This is a genomic window from Rufibacter hautae (assembly GCF_008271695.1).
Taxonomy (GTDB): domain Bacteria; phylum Bacteroidota; class Bacteroidia; order Cytophagales; family Hymenobacteraceae; genus Nibribacter; species Nibribacter hautae.
The window spans coordinates 1,452,042-1,467,746 of record NZ_VKKY01000002.1 but is presented as its reverse complement, the minus strand read 5'-3'; the positions used below and the strand labels follow the sequence as shown (position 1 = coordinate 1,467,746).

At 54.1% G+C, this 15,705-nt stretch carries 12 protein-coding genes; 6 read left to right on the top strand and 6 right to left on the bottom strand.

Features of this window, described 5'->3' with window-relative positions:
- Position 1: 1 nt before the first annotated feature.
- The 6 genes from FOA19_RS15040 to FOA19_RS15015 all read right to left on the bottom strand — a co-directional run bounded on the left by FOA19_RS15040 (position 2) and on the right by FOA19_RS15015 (position 8,380).
- Complete coding sequence (locus FOA19_RS15040; RefSeq protein ID WP_149091602.1) at positions 2 to 928, bottom strand: bifunctional riboflavin kinase/FAD synthetase; 927 nt, start codon at positions 926 to 928, stop codon at positions 2 to 4.
- Positions 906 to 1,616 (bottom strand): tRNA pseudouridine(55) synthase TruB, encoded by a 711-nt coding sequence (gene truB, locus FOA19_RS15035; protein WP_149091601.1) that lies wholly within the window; start codon positions 1,614 to 1,616, stop codon positions 906 to 908. Before truB ends, FOA19_RS15040 begins: the two co-directional genes overlap by 23 nt.
- A complete protein-coding gene (locus FOA19_RS15030; protein ID WP_149091600.1) occupies positions 1,616 to 2,458 on the bottom strand; it encodes an undecaprenyl-diphosphate phosphatase in 843 nt (280 codons plus the stop codon). Before FOA19_RS15030 ends, truB begins: the two co-directional genes overlap by 1 nt.
- On the bottom strand, positions 2,459 to 2,674 hold the full coding sequence (locus tag FOA19_RS15025; protein WP_149091599.1) for a DUF3098 domain-containing protein: 216 nt from the start codon (positions 2,672 to 2,674) through the stop codon (positions 2,459 to 2,461).
- Between the two features lie 14 nt (positions 2,675 to 2,688).
- The gene (locus FOA19_RS15020) at positions 2,689 to 3,588 is read right to left on the bottom strand and encodes a cell division protein FtsX (RefSeq protein ID WP_149091598.1); all 900 of its coding nucleotides are present in this window, start codon (positions 3,586 to 3,588) and stop codon (positions 2,689 to 2,691) included.
- Positions 3,589 to 3,808: 220 nt separating this feature from the next.
- Complete coding sequence (locus FOA19_RS15015; RefSeq protein WP_149091597.1) at positions 3,809 to 8,380, bottom strand: translocation/assembly module TamB domain-containing protein; 4,572 nt, start codon at positions 8,378 to 8,380, stop codon at positions 3,809 to 3,811.
- 96 nt (positions 8,381 to 8,476) lie between these two features.
- On the opposite strand from FOA19_RS15015, the gene tsaD reads away from it, so the two are divergent.
- The 6 genes from tsaD (at position 8,477) to FOA19_RS14985 (ending at position 15,702) form a co-directional block, all read left to right on the top strand.
- A complete protein-coding gene (gene tsaD, locus FOA19_RS15010) occupies positions 8,477 to 9,481 on the top strand; it encodes a tRNA (adenosine(37)-N6)-threonylcarbamoyltransferase complex transferase subunit TsaD (protein ID WP_149091596.1) in 1,005 nt (334 codons plus the stop codon).
- Between the two features lie 527 nt (positions 9,482 to 10,008).
- On the top strand, positions 10,009 to 11,430 hold the full coding sequence (locus FOA19_RS15005; RefSeq protein WP_149091595.1) for a M14 family metallopeptidase: 1,422 nt from the start codon (positions 10,009 to 10,011) through the stop codon (positions 11,428 to 11,430).
- Positions 11,431 to 11,520: 90 nt separating this feature from the next.
- Positions 11,521 to 12,594: a DUF1611 domain-containing protein gene (locus FOA19_RS15000; RefSeq protein ID WP_149091594.1), complete on the top strand. Its 1,074-nt coding sequence runs from the start codon at positions 11,521 to 11,523 to the stop codon at positions 12,592 to 12,594.
- Positions 12,591 to 13,661, top strand: a complete 1,071-nt coding sequence (locus tag FOA19_RS14995) for a mandelate racemase/muconate lactonizing enzyme family protein (protein ID WP_149091593.1) — start codon at positions 12,591 to 12,593, stop codon at positions 13,659 to 13,661. The genes FOA19_RS15000 and FOA19_RS14995 overlap by 4 nt, the downstream gene beginning before the upstream one ends.
- 344 nt (positions 13,662 to 14,005) lie before the next feature.
- Complete coding sequence (locus FOA19_RS14990) at positions 14,006 to 15,238, top strand: nucleoside recognition domain-containing protein (protein ID WP_149091592.1); 1,233 nt, start codon at positions 14,006 to 14,008, stop codon at positions 15,236 to 15,238.
- Positions 15,239 to 15,264: 26 nt separating this feature from the next.
- A complete protein-coding gene (locus FOA19_RS14985; protein ID WP_223808914.1) occupies positions 15,265 to 15,702 on the top strand; it encodes a DUF4844 domain-containing protein in 438 nt (145 codons plus the stop codon).
- Positions 15,703 to 15,705: the final 3 nt, after the last annotated feature.

Below are 15,705 nucleotides of genomic sequence, written 5' to 3'. Positions count from 1 at the left end.
TTTATCCTAACACCTGTAAGGCTGCTACTTTGTCTAAGTGGAGTTGTTGGGTAAGCGCCTCCAGCCCGTTGAATTTCTCTTCGGCGCGGAGGTAGGAAACAAAGGAAAGGGTGATTTCCTGACCGTACAGGTCGGCCTCAAAATCAAAGATATTCACCTCAATGGTTTGGCGGGTGCCCTGCACAGTAGGGTTGGTGCCGATGCTCAGCATACCCTTATAATTGCCATTTTGGGTTTGTACCGTAACGGCGTAGATGCCTTGTGCAGGAACCAACTTCAGTTTCTCCTGGGGCTCTACGTTGGCGGTAGGGTACCCGATGGTGCGGCCCAGCTGTTTGCCTTTGACCACGGTGCCGGTAAGAGAATAAGGCCTACCCAGGTATTTTGCGGCCGTAGCAACATCGCCGTGCTCAAGTGCGGTTCTTATTTTGCTGGAGCTCACGCCCACAGCGTCAATGTCCTGGCGCGGAATCTCCTCCACGGTGAAGCCGTACCGCTGGGCGTTCTGCTGCAAGTAGTCAAAACCCCCTTCCCGGTTCTTCCCGAAGCGGTGGTCATAGCCAATCACCAGTTTCTTGGTGCCTATGGCCTGAATCAAAATTTGCTGAATGTATTCTTCTGAGGAAAGCTGCGCGAACTCCCGGGTGAACGGCAGCAGCAAAAGGTAATCCACCCCGAAAGCTCGTAGCGCCTCAATTCGTTCCTCAATAGTGGAAAGCAGGTGCAGAGAATCATCCTCGGGGTGCAGAACGGTGCGGGGGTGGGGCCAATAGCTAATGACCACGCTCTGCCCATCAGATTGGCGGGCGGCCTCCATAAGCCGGGACAGAATTTTCTGGTGACCTATGTGGACGCCGTCAAACGTGCCGGAGGTAACCACGGCATGGGATAGGGAAGGAAAATCTTTAAGCTCCCGGATGACGATCATAATGCGCCTGTTGTTTTTCGCGGAGCTCCTGTAACTGATCTAAGCTCATGGCATCCTCCAAACGGTAGCTCCCAATGCGGGTCCGGACCAACTTGGAGAGGTAAGCCCCGCAGCCCAGTTTAAGACCGAAGTCCCTCGCCAAACTACGAATATAGGTTCCTTTTGAGCATACTACCTTAAAGTGCACTTGGTTGCCCTCCAAAGCGGTAAGCGTAAACTCTTTGATGGTGATGCGCTTGGATTTGATTTCGGCCTCCTCGCCACGGCGGGCCAAGGCGTAGGCCCGCTCGCCGTTTACCTTCACCGCTGAGTAAATAGGAGGTGTCTGGTCAATCTCACCCAGGAAAGAAGCCGCCGCCTCCTGGAGCATATCCTCTGTAAGATGCTCCGTTGGAGCGGTGCTGTCTATCTCGGTCTCCAAGTCAAAGGAGGGCGTGGTATGGCCCAAAACAAACGTGCCGGTGTATTCTTTTTCCTGCGCCTGGATCTCCTCAATGCGTTTGGTGAACTTTCCGGTGCACATAATCAGCAGACCGGTAGCCAAAGGATCCAAGGTGCCGGCGTGGCCGATTTTCTTGATGCGGAGCGCAAACTTGGTTTTCTTGACCACGTCAAAGGAGGTCCAGGTAAGGGGCTTGTCTAAAAGGAGAATGGCCCCGGCCTCAAAATCATAAGGAGTTTCCTGCATTACACTAACTGAATATCAACCCCCAAGGAAAGTAACAATAGAATTACCAGGCCTACCAGAATACGGTAGTAGCCAAACAGTTTAAAGCCGTTTTTTGTCAAAAAGCCCACAAAGAACTTGATGGCCGCCATGGCCACCAGAAACGCCACTATGTTTCCTACGGCCAGCACCTGCCACTCCTGCGGAGTGATGGAGGCAAAGCCCGCCTGAATCTTAGGGAGGTTGAACTTAAGCACGTCAGAGATCTCCAGGTGCAGCAGATCGGTGATGACGGTGTAGGTAGCAGCGGCCAACATAGTGGGCACAGCCATGAAAAATGAGAACTCCGCCGCCGCTTTGCGGGTCATATGTTGGGTAAGCCCCCCGATGATGGAGGAAGCCGAGCGCGAAACCCCCGGAATCATGGCAATACACTGGAACAAGCCAATGATCAAGGCATTCTTGTAGCTGGGCGTAGTCACAGGTCGGGAACCGTCTGTGAACCAGCGGTCCACAAAGATCAGGATGAGGCCACCCAGCAGAAGGCTGATGGCCACAATCTCCACGCGTTCCAGCATGGCGTCCACGACGTCTTTCAGCACAAAACCGATGGCCAGCGCCGGAATTACGGCTACCATCAGTTTTTTGTAAAAATCAAAAGAGTTGATGAACCGTCTCCAGTATAGCACCACCACTGAGATAATGGCCCCAAATTGAACGGCCACGGTAAACATCTTGGTAAATTGAAACGCACTGATGCCCATCAGGCTGGAGGCGATGACCATGTGCCCGGTAGAAGATACCGGTAAAAACTCCGTCAATCCTTCCACTATGGCCAGGATGATGGCTTGCCAAATACTCATCTAAACGTTTTTGCGGGGTTTTGCCAGAATGGCGAAGAATTGGATGATGAAACCTGCCACCAAAACAATGGGCCCCAGGGTAAGCCCCAGGAAACCGTAACCATACGGCTCAGAGTCCATGGCCATGAGAATAAACCCGATGGCCATCACCACTAAACCTACAATCATAATCTGGTAATTGCGCCGACCGAACGAGAAGGGGGTCTTGTTTTCCATAAAGGATATTGTCTTTAATATAAATCGTCTAGAGAAGCCCGAAGGTATTTTTTAACCGCCCGGTAAGAACTGAAAAAGCCCAGCACCCCGCCCAGGATCAGCAGCGCAGCCATGAGCATCAGCATCTGCCGCTCATCGCGGAGCAGGTAAAGTTCGCTGATCTCGTGGTATGCATACTGGAGCAAGCCGTAGAGCAGGATAGAGGCCAATGCCCCGCTCACCAGCCCCTGGAAAGTGGCACGGTTCAGGAATGGCCGCTGGATAAAGAAGGAGGTGGCACCCACCAACTGCATGCTCCTGATGAGGAATCGCTGGGAGAAAAGGGCCAGTTTAATGGTGTTGTTGATGAGGATGATGACCACCAGCACCAGAATACCCGCGAAGGCCAGCAGCATAATGCTCACCTTTCTCAGGTTTTGGTTGATGGAGTCAATAAGGCTTTCCACGTAGTCCACCTCGTACACGCCCAGCGTGTTCTGCAGGTCCTGCTTTATCTTTTTGAGGTTATCAGAGGTGGCAAACTCGGGGTTGATGCGCAGGATAAAAGCATCGCGGAGCGGGTTCTCGCCCAGGAAGGTCAGGAAATCCTCGCCGCTCTCGTCAATGAATTCCTTGGCTCCCTGCTCTTTGGACATGAACAACACCTGCGGCTGGTTGCCTTCGTAGGCGATGTACTCTTTGCTGCCCAGCGTCTTTTTTAGCTTATCTACCTCCAAGGGAGTGATCTCGCGGTCCAGGTACACCTGCACTTCTATATTCTGTTTCACCAGGTTAGAAAGCTTGCCGGCGTGGATGAGCAGCAGCCCAAAGGAACCTATTACAAACAGCGCCAACGTGATACTGAAGATCACCATGGTGTGCGGGTAATTGCCTAGCTTTTTCTTGCGGGTATGTTTGAGCGGTTTAGCAGCCATAAAAACGTGTGCCGGCAAAAATAGTAATTATTTAGAAGAAGAACGGCGCAGCCCACGTTTTTCCCCTGATTTCTGCAAAAGAGCCCCTAAACAGCAGCCTTGCCCAAGCTTCGGGCAAAGCCCGGAAAAGCCCCTTCAGAACCAACCAGCTTGGTATTTGCCAGGTTATTCTTCCCATCTCTTTTCGGCTTCCTTTACAGAAAACAGCCCCTAAACCCGCTTACAGGTTCTGGATGCTGGTAGGCGTGTCGTCCTGGATCTGCAGGATGCGTTCCCGCTCGGCGGCCCGCTGCGCCCGTTTGCTCAGTTTGCGGCGGCGGAAAAGCTCCCCGAACCGGTCAAAGTTGGCCTGGTGCAGCACGCTCACCGTCTGGCGGCTGGCGGTGGCGTTCGCCTCGAAGTCCCGCGGGGTGGTTTCATAGGTCGCCCGAAGCCTTAACTGGCCGCTTTGGCTCAGGTAATACTCTACTGACCAGTCACCGGCGGCGGTGGAGCGGTTGCTGCCCAAACGGTTGTTGTTCACGCTGCCCTCGCGGGTTACTTTCAGGCGGCCCTCTAAAAAGGTATAGCTCAGACGCAACTGCACATCGTCCAGAACCTGGTTCCCGTTGCCGCTCACCCCGATGTCCACCTCCAGGTTGCTGTCTATCTGCGAGAGCCAGTAGCTGAGTTGGTTAGAGAAAAGCTCACCCACGCTGCTGCCCAGATCGCCCACGCCTAAGCCCACCTGCAATTCATCCCTAGCGGATAACCGCTTGAAAGCCAACAGAGAGAAGACCTGGCGGTTCAGTTCCTGTTCATCGTTCCGGATGTTGTTCAGATAGCGCGTGATCTGGTCTTCCAGCAAGCTGGGCGTATCGTTGAACTCCAGGTTCAGCCTGATCTGCGGTGTGGTGAGCGGGCCGTCCAGGTCCATTACGGCGGTTACGGGGTAGCGGGAACGCGCTGCCGCACTCTGCTGCTGCTGCTCGCTCAAATCCGCGAGAATTGGCGCCAGGGAAACCCGTTGGGTGTACTCAGCGGTGATGTTGAGGAGCCCTTCCAGCGGATCACCGTTCCAGGTGACGGTACCGCCCGGCCGTACGTTAAATTCTTTGTTGATCACGCCTAGCAGCGTGAAGTTGTAGCGGCCCTGCACAATCTCGTAGTTCCCGTACATGGCAAACTCACCACGGGTGTCAATTTCCATTCTAATGTTGCCGCGCCCCCGCCCCCGGATGATATCGCCGGTGCGCTCGTCAAAGATGAGTTCTATGTACGCGTTCTCATTCACATCCAGGTTGAAGTTGAGCCGGATGCCGCTCAGGTCCACGCCATTTTTCACCAGGGTAGTGTCTCTGACGGTGGTGGTGTCTTGCCGGGCGGGGTTGTTGTTCACGAACGTGATGAAGTTCTGCCGTTCCAGCGCCGTGGTGTTGTCCAGCGGAATTGCGATGTTGGTTCTCTCCTCGCTGCGGGCGGTTACGTTCACCTGCAGGTTAGAGGTGGCACCCAGCGCGGTGACCTCGCCGGTAGCGAAGGCCGTTCCGTAGTACAGCGGGTTATCGGCGCGGGTGGTGTTCAGGACCATGAACTTGTTGAACCGGGCCCGCAGGTCCAGCACCATGTTCTGGAAGCCGTCGTGGAAAATGCCACCGTTAAGCACCGCCACGTTGTTGTAGATGTCCCGCACCCGCACGTTCTGGAAAGAGATGTCATTCTCTGTAAAGTAGACGCGGTCAGAGAAGGTGTACTTGGTTTTGAGGTAATTGAATACAAAAGAGCCATCGGTCACCATGACCGAGCCTTTGAGGATGGGACCTGAGAGTTTCCCCGAGATCCGCACCCTTCCGTCCATGGTGCCGCCCAGGTCAGACATGATGGTTTTGAGCACGGGCTCCACCAGTTTCATCTGGGCATCGTCTAAAACGGCCAGTAAATCCAGTTCCTCTTTGCCGCCGTTGGGGTCATAATGGCCCGTGAGCGAGAGTACCTTCTTGTCGTCACGGCTGATGCCTAGGTCCACGTTCATGCGGTGCAGGCGGTTCTCCCAGTTGGTGGTGCCGGCCACGTTGCCGATAAGCTGATTCCCAATCATGAACGTGTCCACGGCCAATTTGGAGGACAGCTGGATTTCATTATAGAGGTCACGTACCTGCAGCTCGGCATTCAGGCGGCCGTCGATTTTATCGGGCAGGAGCGGGTTCAAGTTCTCCAGCCGGAAATTGGCCAGACTCACCGTGAGCAAATCCTGCGGATTCCGGGACAGCACCCCGAATATGTTCACGCTCTGCGGTCCGTTAGACAAGGTCACGTTCTCAAACCGCACGGCTCCGCCGTCAAAGACAATGGTGTTGTTGGGCGAGATGTTCCAGACTTTGTCCAGCACGTTGATGTTGGATTGGTTGAAGACCACCTGTATCTGGTCCTGCTCAAAAGACACGTTTCCGCTGATGTTGGCGCGGTTGGTGGTTCCTGTCTGAGCGATGTTGCTGGAAAACCGAATGAGCCGGTCGCTCCACACGCCTTCCACGTACAGTTTTTCGGTGTTGCCGGCGCTGCCAAGTTTCTGCCGCTCAGAGGTGATAAGGGTGTTGGCCAGCACATCGGGGCTGTTCCAGAGCTTGGAGGAGGTGACTTCCAGGTTGTTGCCGTAAAACTCGTTCTTGCCGTAGAAGATGGTATCTAGCTGGCTGACAAGGGTCAACATGGTGGTGGGCCCGTTCCGGAACGTACCTTTCATGGTAGAAAAGTTGGAGATGGAAACGTCTGGCAAAAAGGCGTGCAACACCGGGTTGATGTGCCGCAGGTGCACATCCAGGTCTACCTCATAATAGGCCGGCGGAATTGGCGATTTGCGGCGGTAATAATTGTCTATCCGTAAGGGGTTGTTTTCCAAATTGAGGCGGTATTCTTCATAGAGCGTTTCCAGGTCTCGGAAGAAGGTGGAGTACAGGAAGTTCCCGCCCAACTGCAGCGCCAAGACCTCAGAGCCCACGTGCAACTCCCTGATGCCGTTGTGGAAGTGCGACTCAATGGAAAGCGAGTCAATGTCTACCTCTTTGCCGCTGTACAGCAGTTTGGTGTTCTTGAAGTTGGCCAGTCCGTGAATCTCATCCAGTTTGGTGCCCGTGAAGTCCACATCGGCCACGGTGGAGACCACAATGCCTTGTTTGGTGAAGCCCAGGGCGCGCAGGTCAGCGGTCTTGATGTTGGTTTTCAGGTCAAATACCTGGCGGTTGTTCTGCAGGTTCACCTGGCCCGAGGCCGACAGTTTCAGGTTGGGGTCGTTGATGCTGAGGTCGCCGTTGAAGGTTTGGCGGCTCAGGTCACCCTTCACCACAATGTTGCGGAAATTGTAGTTGTTGAGGTTGATGGCGTTGATCTTGGCGTCCATGTTGAGCCGGGCTGTGGCCAAACTGAAACCGCTGCCCTGCAACCTGCCGTCCAGCGCCACTTTCTTGAGCACGCTGCGGTCACCCAGCAGTCCGCCCACGTCAAACCCGCTGGTGCGCAGGTAGCCGCGGTACGCCGACCGGTCAATGTTATTCTTGTCAAACTTTAAGTTGATATCCGAAACCACGTTCCCCAGCGCGCTTTTAAAAGACCCGTTGGCCACGAAGTCATTGTAGAAACCGGTGAACTCGCCCTCCAGCCGCACCGTGCCCGCCCGGGCCGCCATCTCATAGGCTTTGCGGGGCAGGAACTGCTTGATGTCTTTGGCGTTGATGGAGCTGGGCCCCAGGTGCAGATCGGCGAAGGTGTTCTTGAAGTTGGGCAGGCCGTCGGCGGAGATATCGCCGGTGATGTGGGTGTACTGGCCGTAGCGCACGTCAAGGTCGCGGGCGTCAAAGTTCTTCACCTTGCCTTTGACCTTGCCAGAGAGCAGCACCTTTTCGTTCACGTCTTTCAAAACCGGGGCAAAAAGGGCGATGTCGTCTGAGGTGACGTAGGTGCTGTCAAAGTCAGCGGTCACGTTCATGCTGTCATTGAACTCCTTGAAATTCCAGAACTGCCGGTAATCAAAGCGCACGTACTTGGCCAGGTGGCTGTTGTTCACGCGCAGGTTCAGCTTGTCCCACTCCCAGAAAGTAGGCGCGAAGGTCATGCGGGTGTCCAGGTCCTTCAGGAAGGTTTTAGACGTCCGGTCCATGGTGGTGAGGCTGGTGACCACCGTCTGGATGGTGTCTCCTTTAAGGCTGATTTCAGAAAAACGGCCGTTAATCCGCTCCAGGTCCATGTGCTGGTAATCCAGGCCATATTCGGTGCGCGGCGAGTTGTAATTGTGGTAGGTAAACAACCCGTCTTTGAGCACGATCTCGTCAATCTTGAAATCGAAGGGTGTTTTGGCCTTGGTGGTATCTTTGGTGATGAGGTTGGAGAGCGACGTGATGAAGGTGCTCATGTTCAGCGTGTCAGAGCCCTGGTACTTGATGAGGTTGGCCTCGGGTTGGGTAAGGGTAAGCGAGGCGATGTGCAGCCGGTCGGGCTGGAACTTGACAAACGGAATAGTCAGGACCTTGTCGCCCCCCACCGGGATGCGCAGCTTGTCTGCCTTAAAGAGCTGGAAAAAGCTGATGTCAGCATCGGCCTCGCCCACGTAGAAGAGCGTCTTTTTCTGGCGGTCCAGCACCCTTACGTGGTTGAGCACCACGCTCTTGAAGAACCGGATATCCACGCTGCCAATGGTCACCTGGTGGTGGATGGTCTGGGAGAGGGTCTTGGCCGCTTTTTGGGCTACTTTGGTTTGAACCGACGGAAAACGCAGCGCCAGGGTGAGGACGCCCACCACTACTACCACCAGGATAAGCACGCCCAGAATTATTTTTAACAGAGCTTTTGCTATAACTTGCGGGTAGTTTTTCTTTTTTTCTAGCGTCTCTTCTTGGTCTTGCGTCTCCAACGGATTATGAACCCTACAATTTTAGCAATAGAATCGTCCTGTGATGAAACCTCGGCTTCTGTCATTCAAAACGGCCACGTGTTGTCAAACATTGTAGCCACCCAGGCAATCCATGAGCAATACGGCGGCGTGGTGCCAGAGTTAGCCTCAAGGGCCCACCAGCAAAACATCATCCCCGTGGTTTCCCAGGCTTTGCAAAAAGCAAATATAGCAAAAAGCGAATTAGATGCGGTGGCTTTTACCCGCGGCCCTGGACTTTTAGGTGCCTTATTGGTAGGCTGTTCCTTCGCCAAATCCTTCGCCTTAGGCCTTGATTTACCGCTCATTGAAGTGAACCACATGCAAGCGCACATCCTGGCCCATTTCATTGACGATCCCAAGCCCAACTTCCCGTTTCTGTGCCTCACCGTGAGCGGCGGCCATACCCAGATTGTGCTCGTGCGCAGCCACCTGGACATGGAGGTGCTGGGCCAGACTACCGATGACGCCGTGGGCGAGGCCTTCGATAAATCTGCCAAGCTGCTGGGCTTGCCATACCCCGGCGGACCCATGCTGGACAAACTGGCTTCCACCGGCGACCCCAACCGCTTCCAATTCCCCATTGTGAACATGGACGGCTACGATTTCTCCTTCAGCGGTATTAAGACATCTATCCTCAACTTCGTGAAGAAGAACACCGCCGCTGATCCTGATTTCGTGCAGCACAACCTGGCCGACATCTGCGCCAGCATCCAGTGGGCGTTAATCCAGACGCTCATGAAGAAACTGGTGCTGGCCGCCAAGGAGCAGGGCATCAAAGAGATCGCCATTGCCGGAGGCGTATCGGCCAACTCGGGTTTACGGGCTACTTTAAAAGAATATGCCCAAAAACATGGCTGGAACGTCTATATCCCCGCCTTTGAGTACTGCACCGATAACGCCGCCATGATTGCCATGGCCGCCCACTTCCAGTACCTCGCCGGTGACTTTACCACGCAGTACGCCAGCCCAGATCCAAGATTGAAAGTGTAAAGAAGAAAGCCGTTTCAAGCTTATTTTCAGGAAAACGGGAGTAAAGGGAGGCTGTTCAATCCCATAAACTGCGCCTTCTCAAAAGAGACTCTCCCCTTGAAGGGAGCGCAGAGGGGTGTTTACACCTCCGGGTCACGTTTTGCTGATCTTCTTCATCCCTAGATGAAAAAAGCTTTATAATTCTTACTTATATAACCTATCTGTTGGGGTAGCACCCTTCTTAATCTCCCTTTAAGGGCAGAATTTGCGTTGTACGAAAGTTCTGAGGAACCCTGGCAGAGTTTTGTCCGAGGTAAATTCTGCTGAAATCTTTTCCGGAACCCGGAAATCGTACTTACATTAACGCCTTTAACTTTCTTGGCGACTTAAAGGAATTTCTATCCTTTGGGTCATGCTGAGTTGCCACCACTTAAACAGCTTGTGGTACCATGCGAAAACCCCTTATCTATTTTTTCTCTTTCATGACACTTTTGGGTACCCAGTGCCAAAGCAGCCTGGTTGCAGGAAAAAGCAATCACCCTACTGAAATGGCCCGTAATCAACCCGCAGAAATGGCGCGGCAGGTTTTTGACCAACACGCGCGGTATAAAGAATCCACTATCTCACGCCGTCGCTTCAAGCACCGGGAACTTGTGCCGTTGCTGGAGAAACTGAAGCAGAACCCTGTGTTTGAGGTGAAAGTGGTGGGGAAATCCGTGGAGAAGCGCGATATCTACCTGGTGAAGGCCGGCACCGGCAAAAACAAGATCATGCTCTGGTCGCAGATGCACGGCGATGAGTCCACGGCCACCATGGCGCTGCTGGATATCTTCAACTTTCTGCAGGCTTCTGATGAGCTCAACCCCATCCGGGAGGAGATCCTGAAAAACAACACGCTGTACTTTGTGCCCATGCTCAACCCAGATGGCGCCGAACGGTTCACCCGCCGCAATGCCCTGGAAATTGACCTGAACCGCGATGCGCTGCGCCTGCAGAGCCCCGAGGCCAAGCTCCTGAAATCCCTGCGCGACAGCATTAAACCAGATTTTGGGTTCAACCTCCATGACCAGAGCCGCCTGTACACCGTGGGCACCACCGGCAAACCCGCCACTATTTCTTTCCTGGCGCCGGCCTTCAACCACGCCCAGACCATCAACGAGGTCCGGGAGCGGGCCATGCGCACCATTGTGGGCATGAACGAGAGCATCCAGCAGTTTATCCCGGGGCAGGTGGCCAAGTACTCAGACGAGCATGAGCCCAGGGCCTTCGGCGACAACATCCAGAAATGGGGCACCAGCCTGATCTTGATTGAATCCGGGGGGTACCAGGGCGATCCGGAGAAACAATACATCCGGCAACTCAACTTCGCGGCCATCCTTTCTGCTTTGCAGATCATCGGGGAGCAAGGGTATACGCGCTATGACAAGAAGGACTACTTCAAAATCCCAAAGAACGAACGCTACCTGTTTGATGTGGTGCTGCGCAAGGTGCGCTACCGCGAGCAGGGCCGCGACACGCTGCTGGACATAGGCATTCTCCGGAACGAAAGCACCGCCAATACGCCCCAAGGCTTCTTTCACCGCAGTTCCGTGGAGGAGATCGGTGATATGAGTGTGTTCTCCGGCTATGAGGAAGTCAACGCCGAGGGCCTGGTCTTGACCCCGGGCAAAGTCTATGAAACCCCACTGGCCAACCTGGAGGCACTTACCCCGGAACGGACCCGCGAGTTGCTGGCCTCGGGCTACACCACCGTGAAGCTGCAGAGCATGCCCGTGGACTACAACCCCGTGGATCTGCCCCTGAACGTGGTGGCCGTGAACGGAAAAGTAAACCACGGGCTGGCCTTGGACCGGAACGCCAATTTCACGCTTAGAACCCCAGACGGCCAGGTGCGCTACGCCATTCTCAACGGCTTTATCTATGATTTAAGCAAAGAGATGCCAGCGCTCTTCCACGGCCTGGTGCTGTAAAAACAACAGTTTAGGGGCGATTTTCAAGAAATCTGCCCCTAAACAAACTTTTGCCTTGTTCATTTTCTCCCAAACCTAAGCATCCTAGCAATGGACGGAAATGCCATCATTCTCACCGACGGGCTGCTCAGACAGTATCCTGCCAAGACCGCGCACGGCCTCATCAGAGGCACGGAGAGGTTCCGCATCATTGGCGTCATTGACGCAGCCTGCGCCGGCCAAGACGCCGGGGAAATAGTAGACGGCCAGAAACGGAACATTCCGGTGTACGCAGATTTGACCGATTTCTTGGAAAACAGCCCCGAAACGGCGCAGTACTGTTTGGTAGGCATCGCCCCGAAGGGCGGAAAACTACCGGCCAGCATGAAGAAAACCATCGCGCAGGCTATCAAGGAGAAGATGAACATTGTGAGCGGTTTGCACGAGTACATCAGTGACATGCCCGAGCTGGCCTCGCTGGCCCAAGAGCACGGCGTGCAGATCACCGATGTGCGCAAACCCAAACCCAAAAGCGAGCTGCATTTCTGGACCGGCAAAATCAAGGACGTCAAAGCGCCCCGAATAGCCGTTTTGGGCACCGATGTACGGATGGGCAAGCGCACCACCACGCGGCTGCTCACCCAGGCCTCTGAGGCTGCTGGGCTCAAAACGCAGATGATCTTCACTGGCCAGACCGGCTGGATGCAGGGGCGCGGCACAGGCTTTATCCTGGACTCTACCTACAACGACTTTGTCTCCGGCGAACTGGAACACGCCATTGTGGCCAGCTACGAGGAACACCAACCCGATGTCTTTTTCATAGAAGGTCAGGCGGCGTTGCGCAACCCCAGCGGGCCGTGCGGGTCTGAGTACCTGGTCTCCGGGCAGGTGAAATACGTGGTATTGCAGCATGCACCCGCCCGCGTGTACTTTGACGATAATGAGGAATGGGGAATCAAGATCCCGCCTATTTCCACCGAGATCCAGTTGATAGAATTGTACGGGGCCCAAGTGCTGGCCCTTACCCTGAACACGGCTGGTCTTACGCTGGAGCAGGCCTACCACTACCAGAAGCACTACCAGGAAGAGCTGAACCTGCCGGTGGTGCTGCCGCTGGAAGACGGTGTGGAACTGATCATAGACCTGGTGAAGGAAGTTCTGAAGAAAGAAGCTGCCTCGGTATGAAGATCAAGGAAATCAATGTCTGGAAAGCCGACCTCCAGTTAACCCGCCCGTACACCATTGCCTTCAAAACCGTCTCCGCGGTAGAGAACGTGCTGGTGGAATTGGTGGCGGAAAACGGCCTTACCGGATTAGGCGCGGGAAACCCCAGCAAAGAAGTCGTAGGGGAGGAGTTGTCCCAGACCATGGCCGTGCTGCAACCCGAAAACCTAAATTGGCTCTTGGGCCGCGACCTGCGGGAGTTCCAAGCCATTTGCGCGGAGTTGCCTGTGCGTTTGCCCCACAACCCTGCCGCCCGCGCCGCCCTGGACATTGCCCTGCATGATCTGTTTACCAAGTTCCTGGGCGTTCCGCTGGTGTCTTTCCTAGGCCAGCGCTTGGATTCTTTGCCTACCTCTATCACCATCGGGATCAAATCTGTGGAGGAAACCCTAGCCGAGGCCGAGGAGTACGTGGGCCGCGGCTTTACGTACCTAAAAGTAAAAGTGGGCGAAAGCGTGGAACAGGATCTGGAACGGTTGGTGAAACTGCGCGAAGCCCACGGCAACAACGTCATCCTCAGGATAGACGCTAACCAAGGCTGGACCACCTATGACCTGGCTAACTTCTGCACCCAGGCCCAGCCGCTGGACATTGAACTGATAGAGCAGCCGCTGCCCGCCCCCATGATTGATGATCTGCGGGAACTGCCCGAGGCGGTCAAAAACTTGGTGGCCGCCGATGAGTCTTTGCTTTCTCCCCAAGATGCGTTTCAACTGGCCACGCCGCCCCGCGCCTGCGGCATCTATAACATCAAACTCATGAAATGCGGCGGCGTGTATGCGGCCCGTCAAATTGCCACCATTGCGCAGCAGGCCAATATAGACCTTATGTGGGGCTGTAATGATGAAAGCATCGTGAGCATTTCGGCAGCCCTCCACGCAGCTTTCTCCTGTGCCAACACCCGCTTTATTGACCTGGACGGCAGCCTGGACCTGGCTCGCGATGTGGTCTCAGGTGGTTTTATCCTGGAGAACGGCATCATGCGCCCCAACGGAAAACCCGGCTTAGGCGTGGAACGGATTACGTGAGTGAGTGAGTGAGTGAGTGAGTGAGTGGATTTTTATAAATCAGTTCTAATTCCTGCGTCTTTGTATAATCGGTTTTCTGGCCGTTTTCTGGAAATCGGCTGCAAAACGATCTCGCCTTAAAATGCCATTCGCGAGCTGATCATTCACCATTGAAAGATTCCTCCCCATAAAACCGCAGGTCCGGATTACCGCGCCTGCGGTTTTTATTTTTCGGCTGTGTATCTTTCGCTCAGTTTTGTCTCCATTCAGGGCGATGAAAAGTGCTGGCGAAACCCTGACTAGAAACATTCACTCATGCTCTCAATCACTCATTCAATCATTCATCTTTCTCTCAATAATCACGCATGGTTTTAAATTATCTGTGGGCGGCGTTTTTCATCATCGCTTTCTGCATTGCGCTCTTCAAGCTTATCTTTTTCCAAGACGTTGAGATTTTCCAGAAGCTGGTGGCCAGCACCTTTGACAATGCTAAAACAGGGTTCGAGATTTCCCTTGGGTTGACCGGGGTGATGACGCTTTGGTTGGGGCTCATGAAAGTGGGGGAGCGCGGCGGTATCATTGCCTTGTTCGCCAAAGCCGTGGGGCCGTTCTTCAACCGCCTTTTCCCTGAGATACCCCGAAACCACCCGGTATTCGGCTCTATCCTCATGAACTTCTCGGCCAATATGCTGGGGCTGGACAATGCCGCCACGCCGCTGGGCCTCAAAGCCATGAAAGAGATGCAGGAGCTGAACCCCGATAAGGAGACTGCCTCCAATGCCCAGATCATGTTTCTGGTGCTCAATGCCTCGGGGTTGACCATCATTCCCATCAGCATCATGGTGTTCCGGGCGCAGATGGGCGCCGCCGATCCTTCGGATATCTTCATTCCTATCCTGCTGGCCACCTTCTTCTCTACCTTGGCCGGCCTGATTTCCGTGGCTCTTTACCAGCGCATCAACCTACTGGACAAAGTTGTTATCGGTTATCTGGGAACCTTGATTCTGCTCATCGCGGGCCTCATCTACTATTTTTCCACTATTTCTCAGGAGCAGATTGGGGTGATCTCCACGGTCGCCAGCAACGTCATCCTTTTCACCATTATCATCTCCTTTATCAGTTTGGCGCTCATCCGGAAGGTGAATGTGTACGAGGCGTTTATTGAAGGCGCGAAGGAAGGTTTCTCGGTAGCCATCACCATTATTCCGTACCTGGTAGCCATTCTGGTGGCGGTAGGCGTGTTCAGGGTATCTGGCGCGCTAGACATCATCGTGAACGGGATTGGGCAGTTCTTCGCCCTGTTGAATGTCAACACCGATTTTGTACCGGCCCTCCCCGTGGCGTTTATGAAGCCTCTGAGCGGCAGCGGGGCCCGCGGCCTGATGGTGGAAGCCATGAAGACCTATGGCGCCGATTCTTTTGTGGCCCGCGTAGCTGCCACCATCCAGGGTTCTACCGAGACTACCTTCTATATCCTGGCCGTGTACTTCGGGTCTGTAGGGGTGCGCAAAACGCGGTACGCCCTGGTCTGCGGCCTGCTCGCCGACTTGGCCGGGGTAATCGCCGCCATCACCTTGGCCTATTTGTTCTTTCATTAACAGAATCCGTATTTAGTTCTGTAGAAATGAAAAAAAACTTCTATTCTCTATTATTGATCATTCTCCTAGCCTCCTGCGGAGAAGTTCTCGACAATGACATGACTATCCCTGACAAAGCAATCAGTAACCTGGAACTCTTCCAGGCAAAATCGAAATTCGATCAAGATACGGTTGGGATGTTTTATCCTGGCCTAGCAGACCCAGCCTTCAAACCAACTTTGACAAAGCTCATCAATCAAGCGGCAGATGACTTCACAGAAGTAGCAAAGGACAACCGACCTACAGAGGAGAAGTTCCAAGAGAAAATAAGCATTGGGCTGTCTAGGTTTACTCCGTTAAGCCTAGATACTGAGGATAGGGAAAGAGTGTGCTCCTACTTTGAAGAACTGATGGACATCGTAGGGCTTGAGAGTTCGGGCGGGCACCTAAACGCATGGATGTATGGTTTTGACCCAACAAAGTAGCAT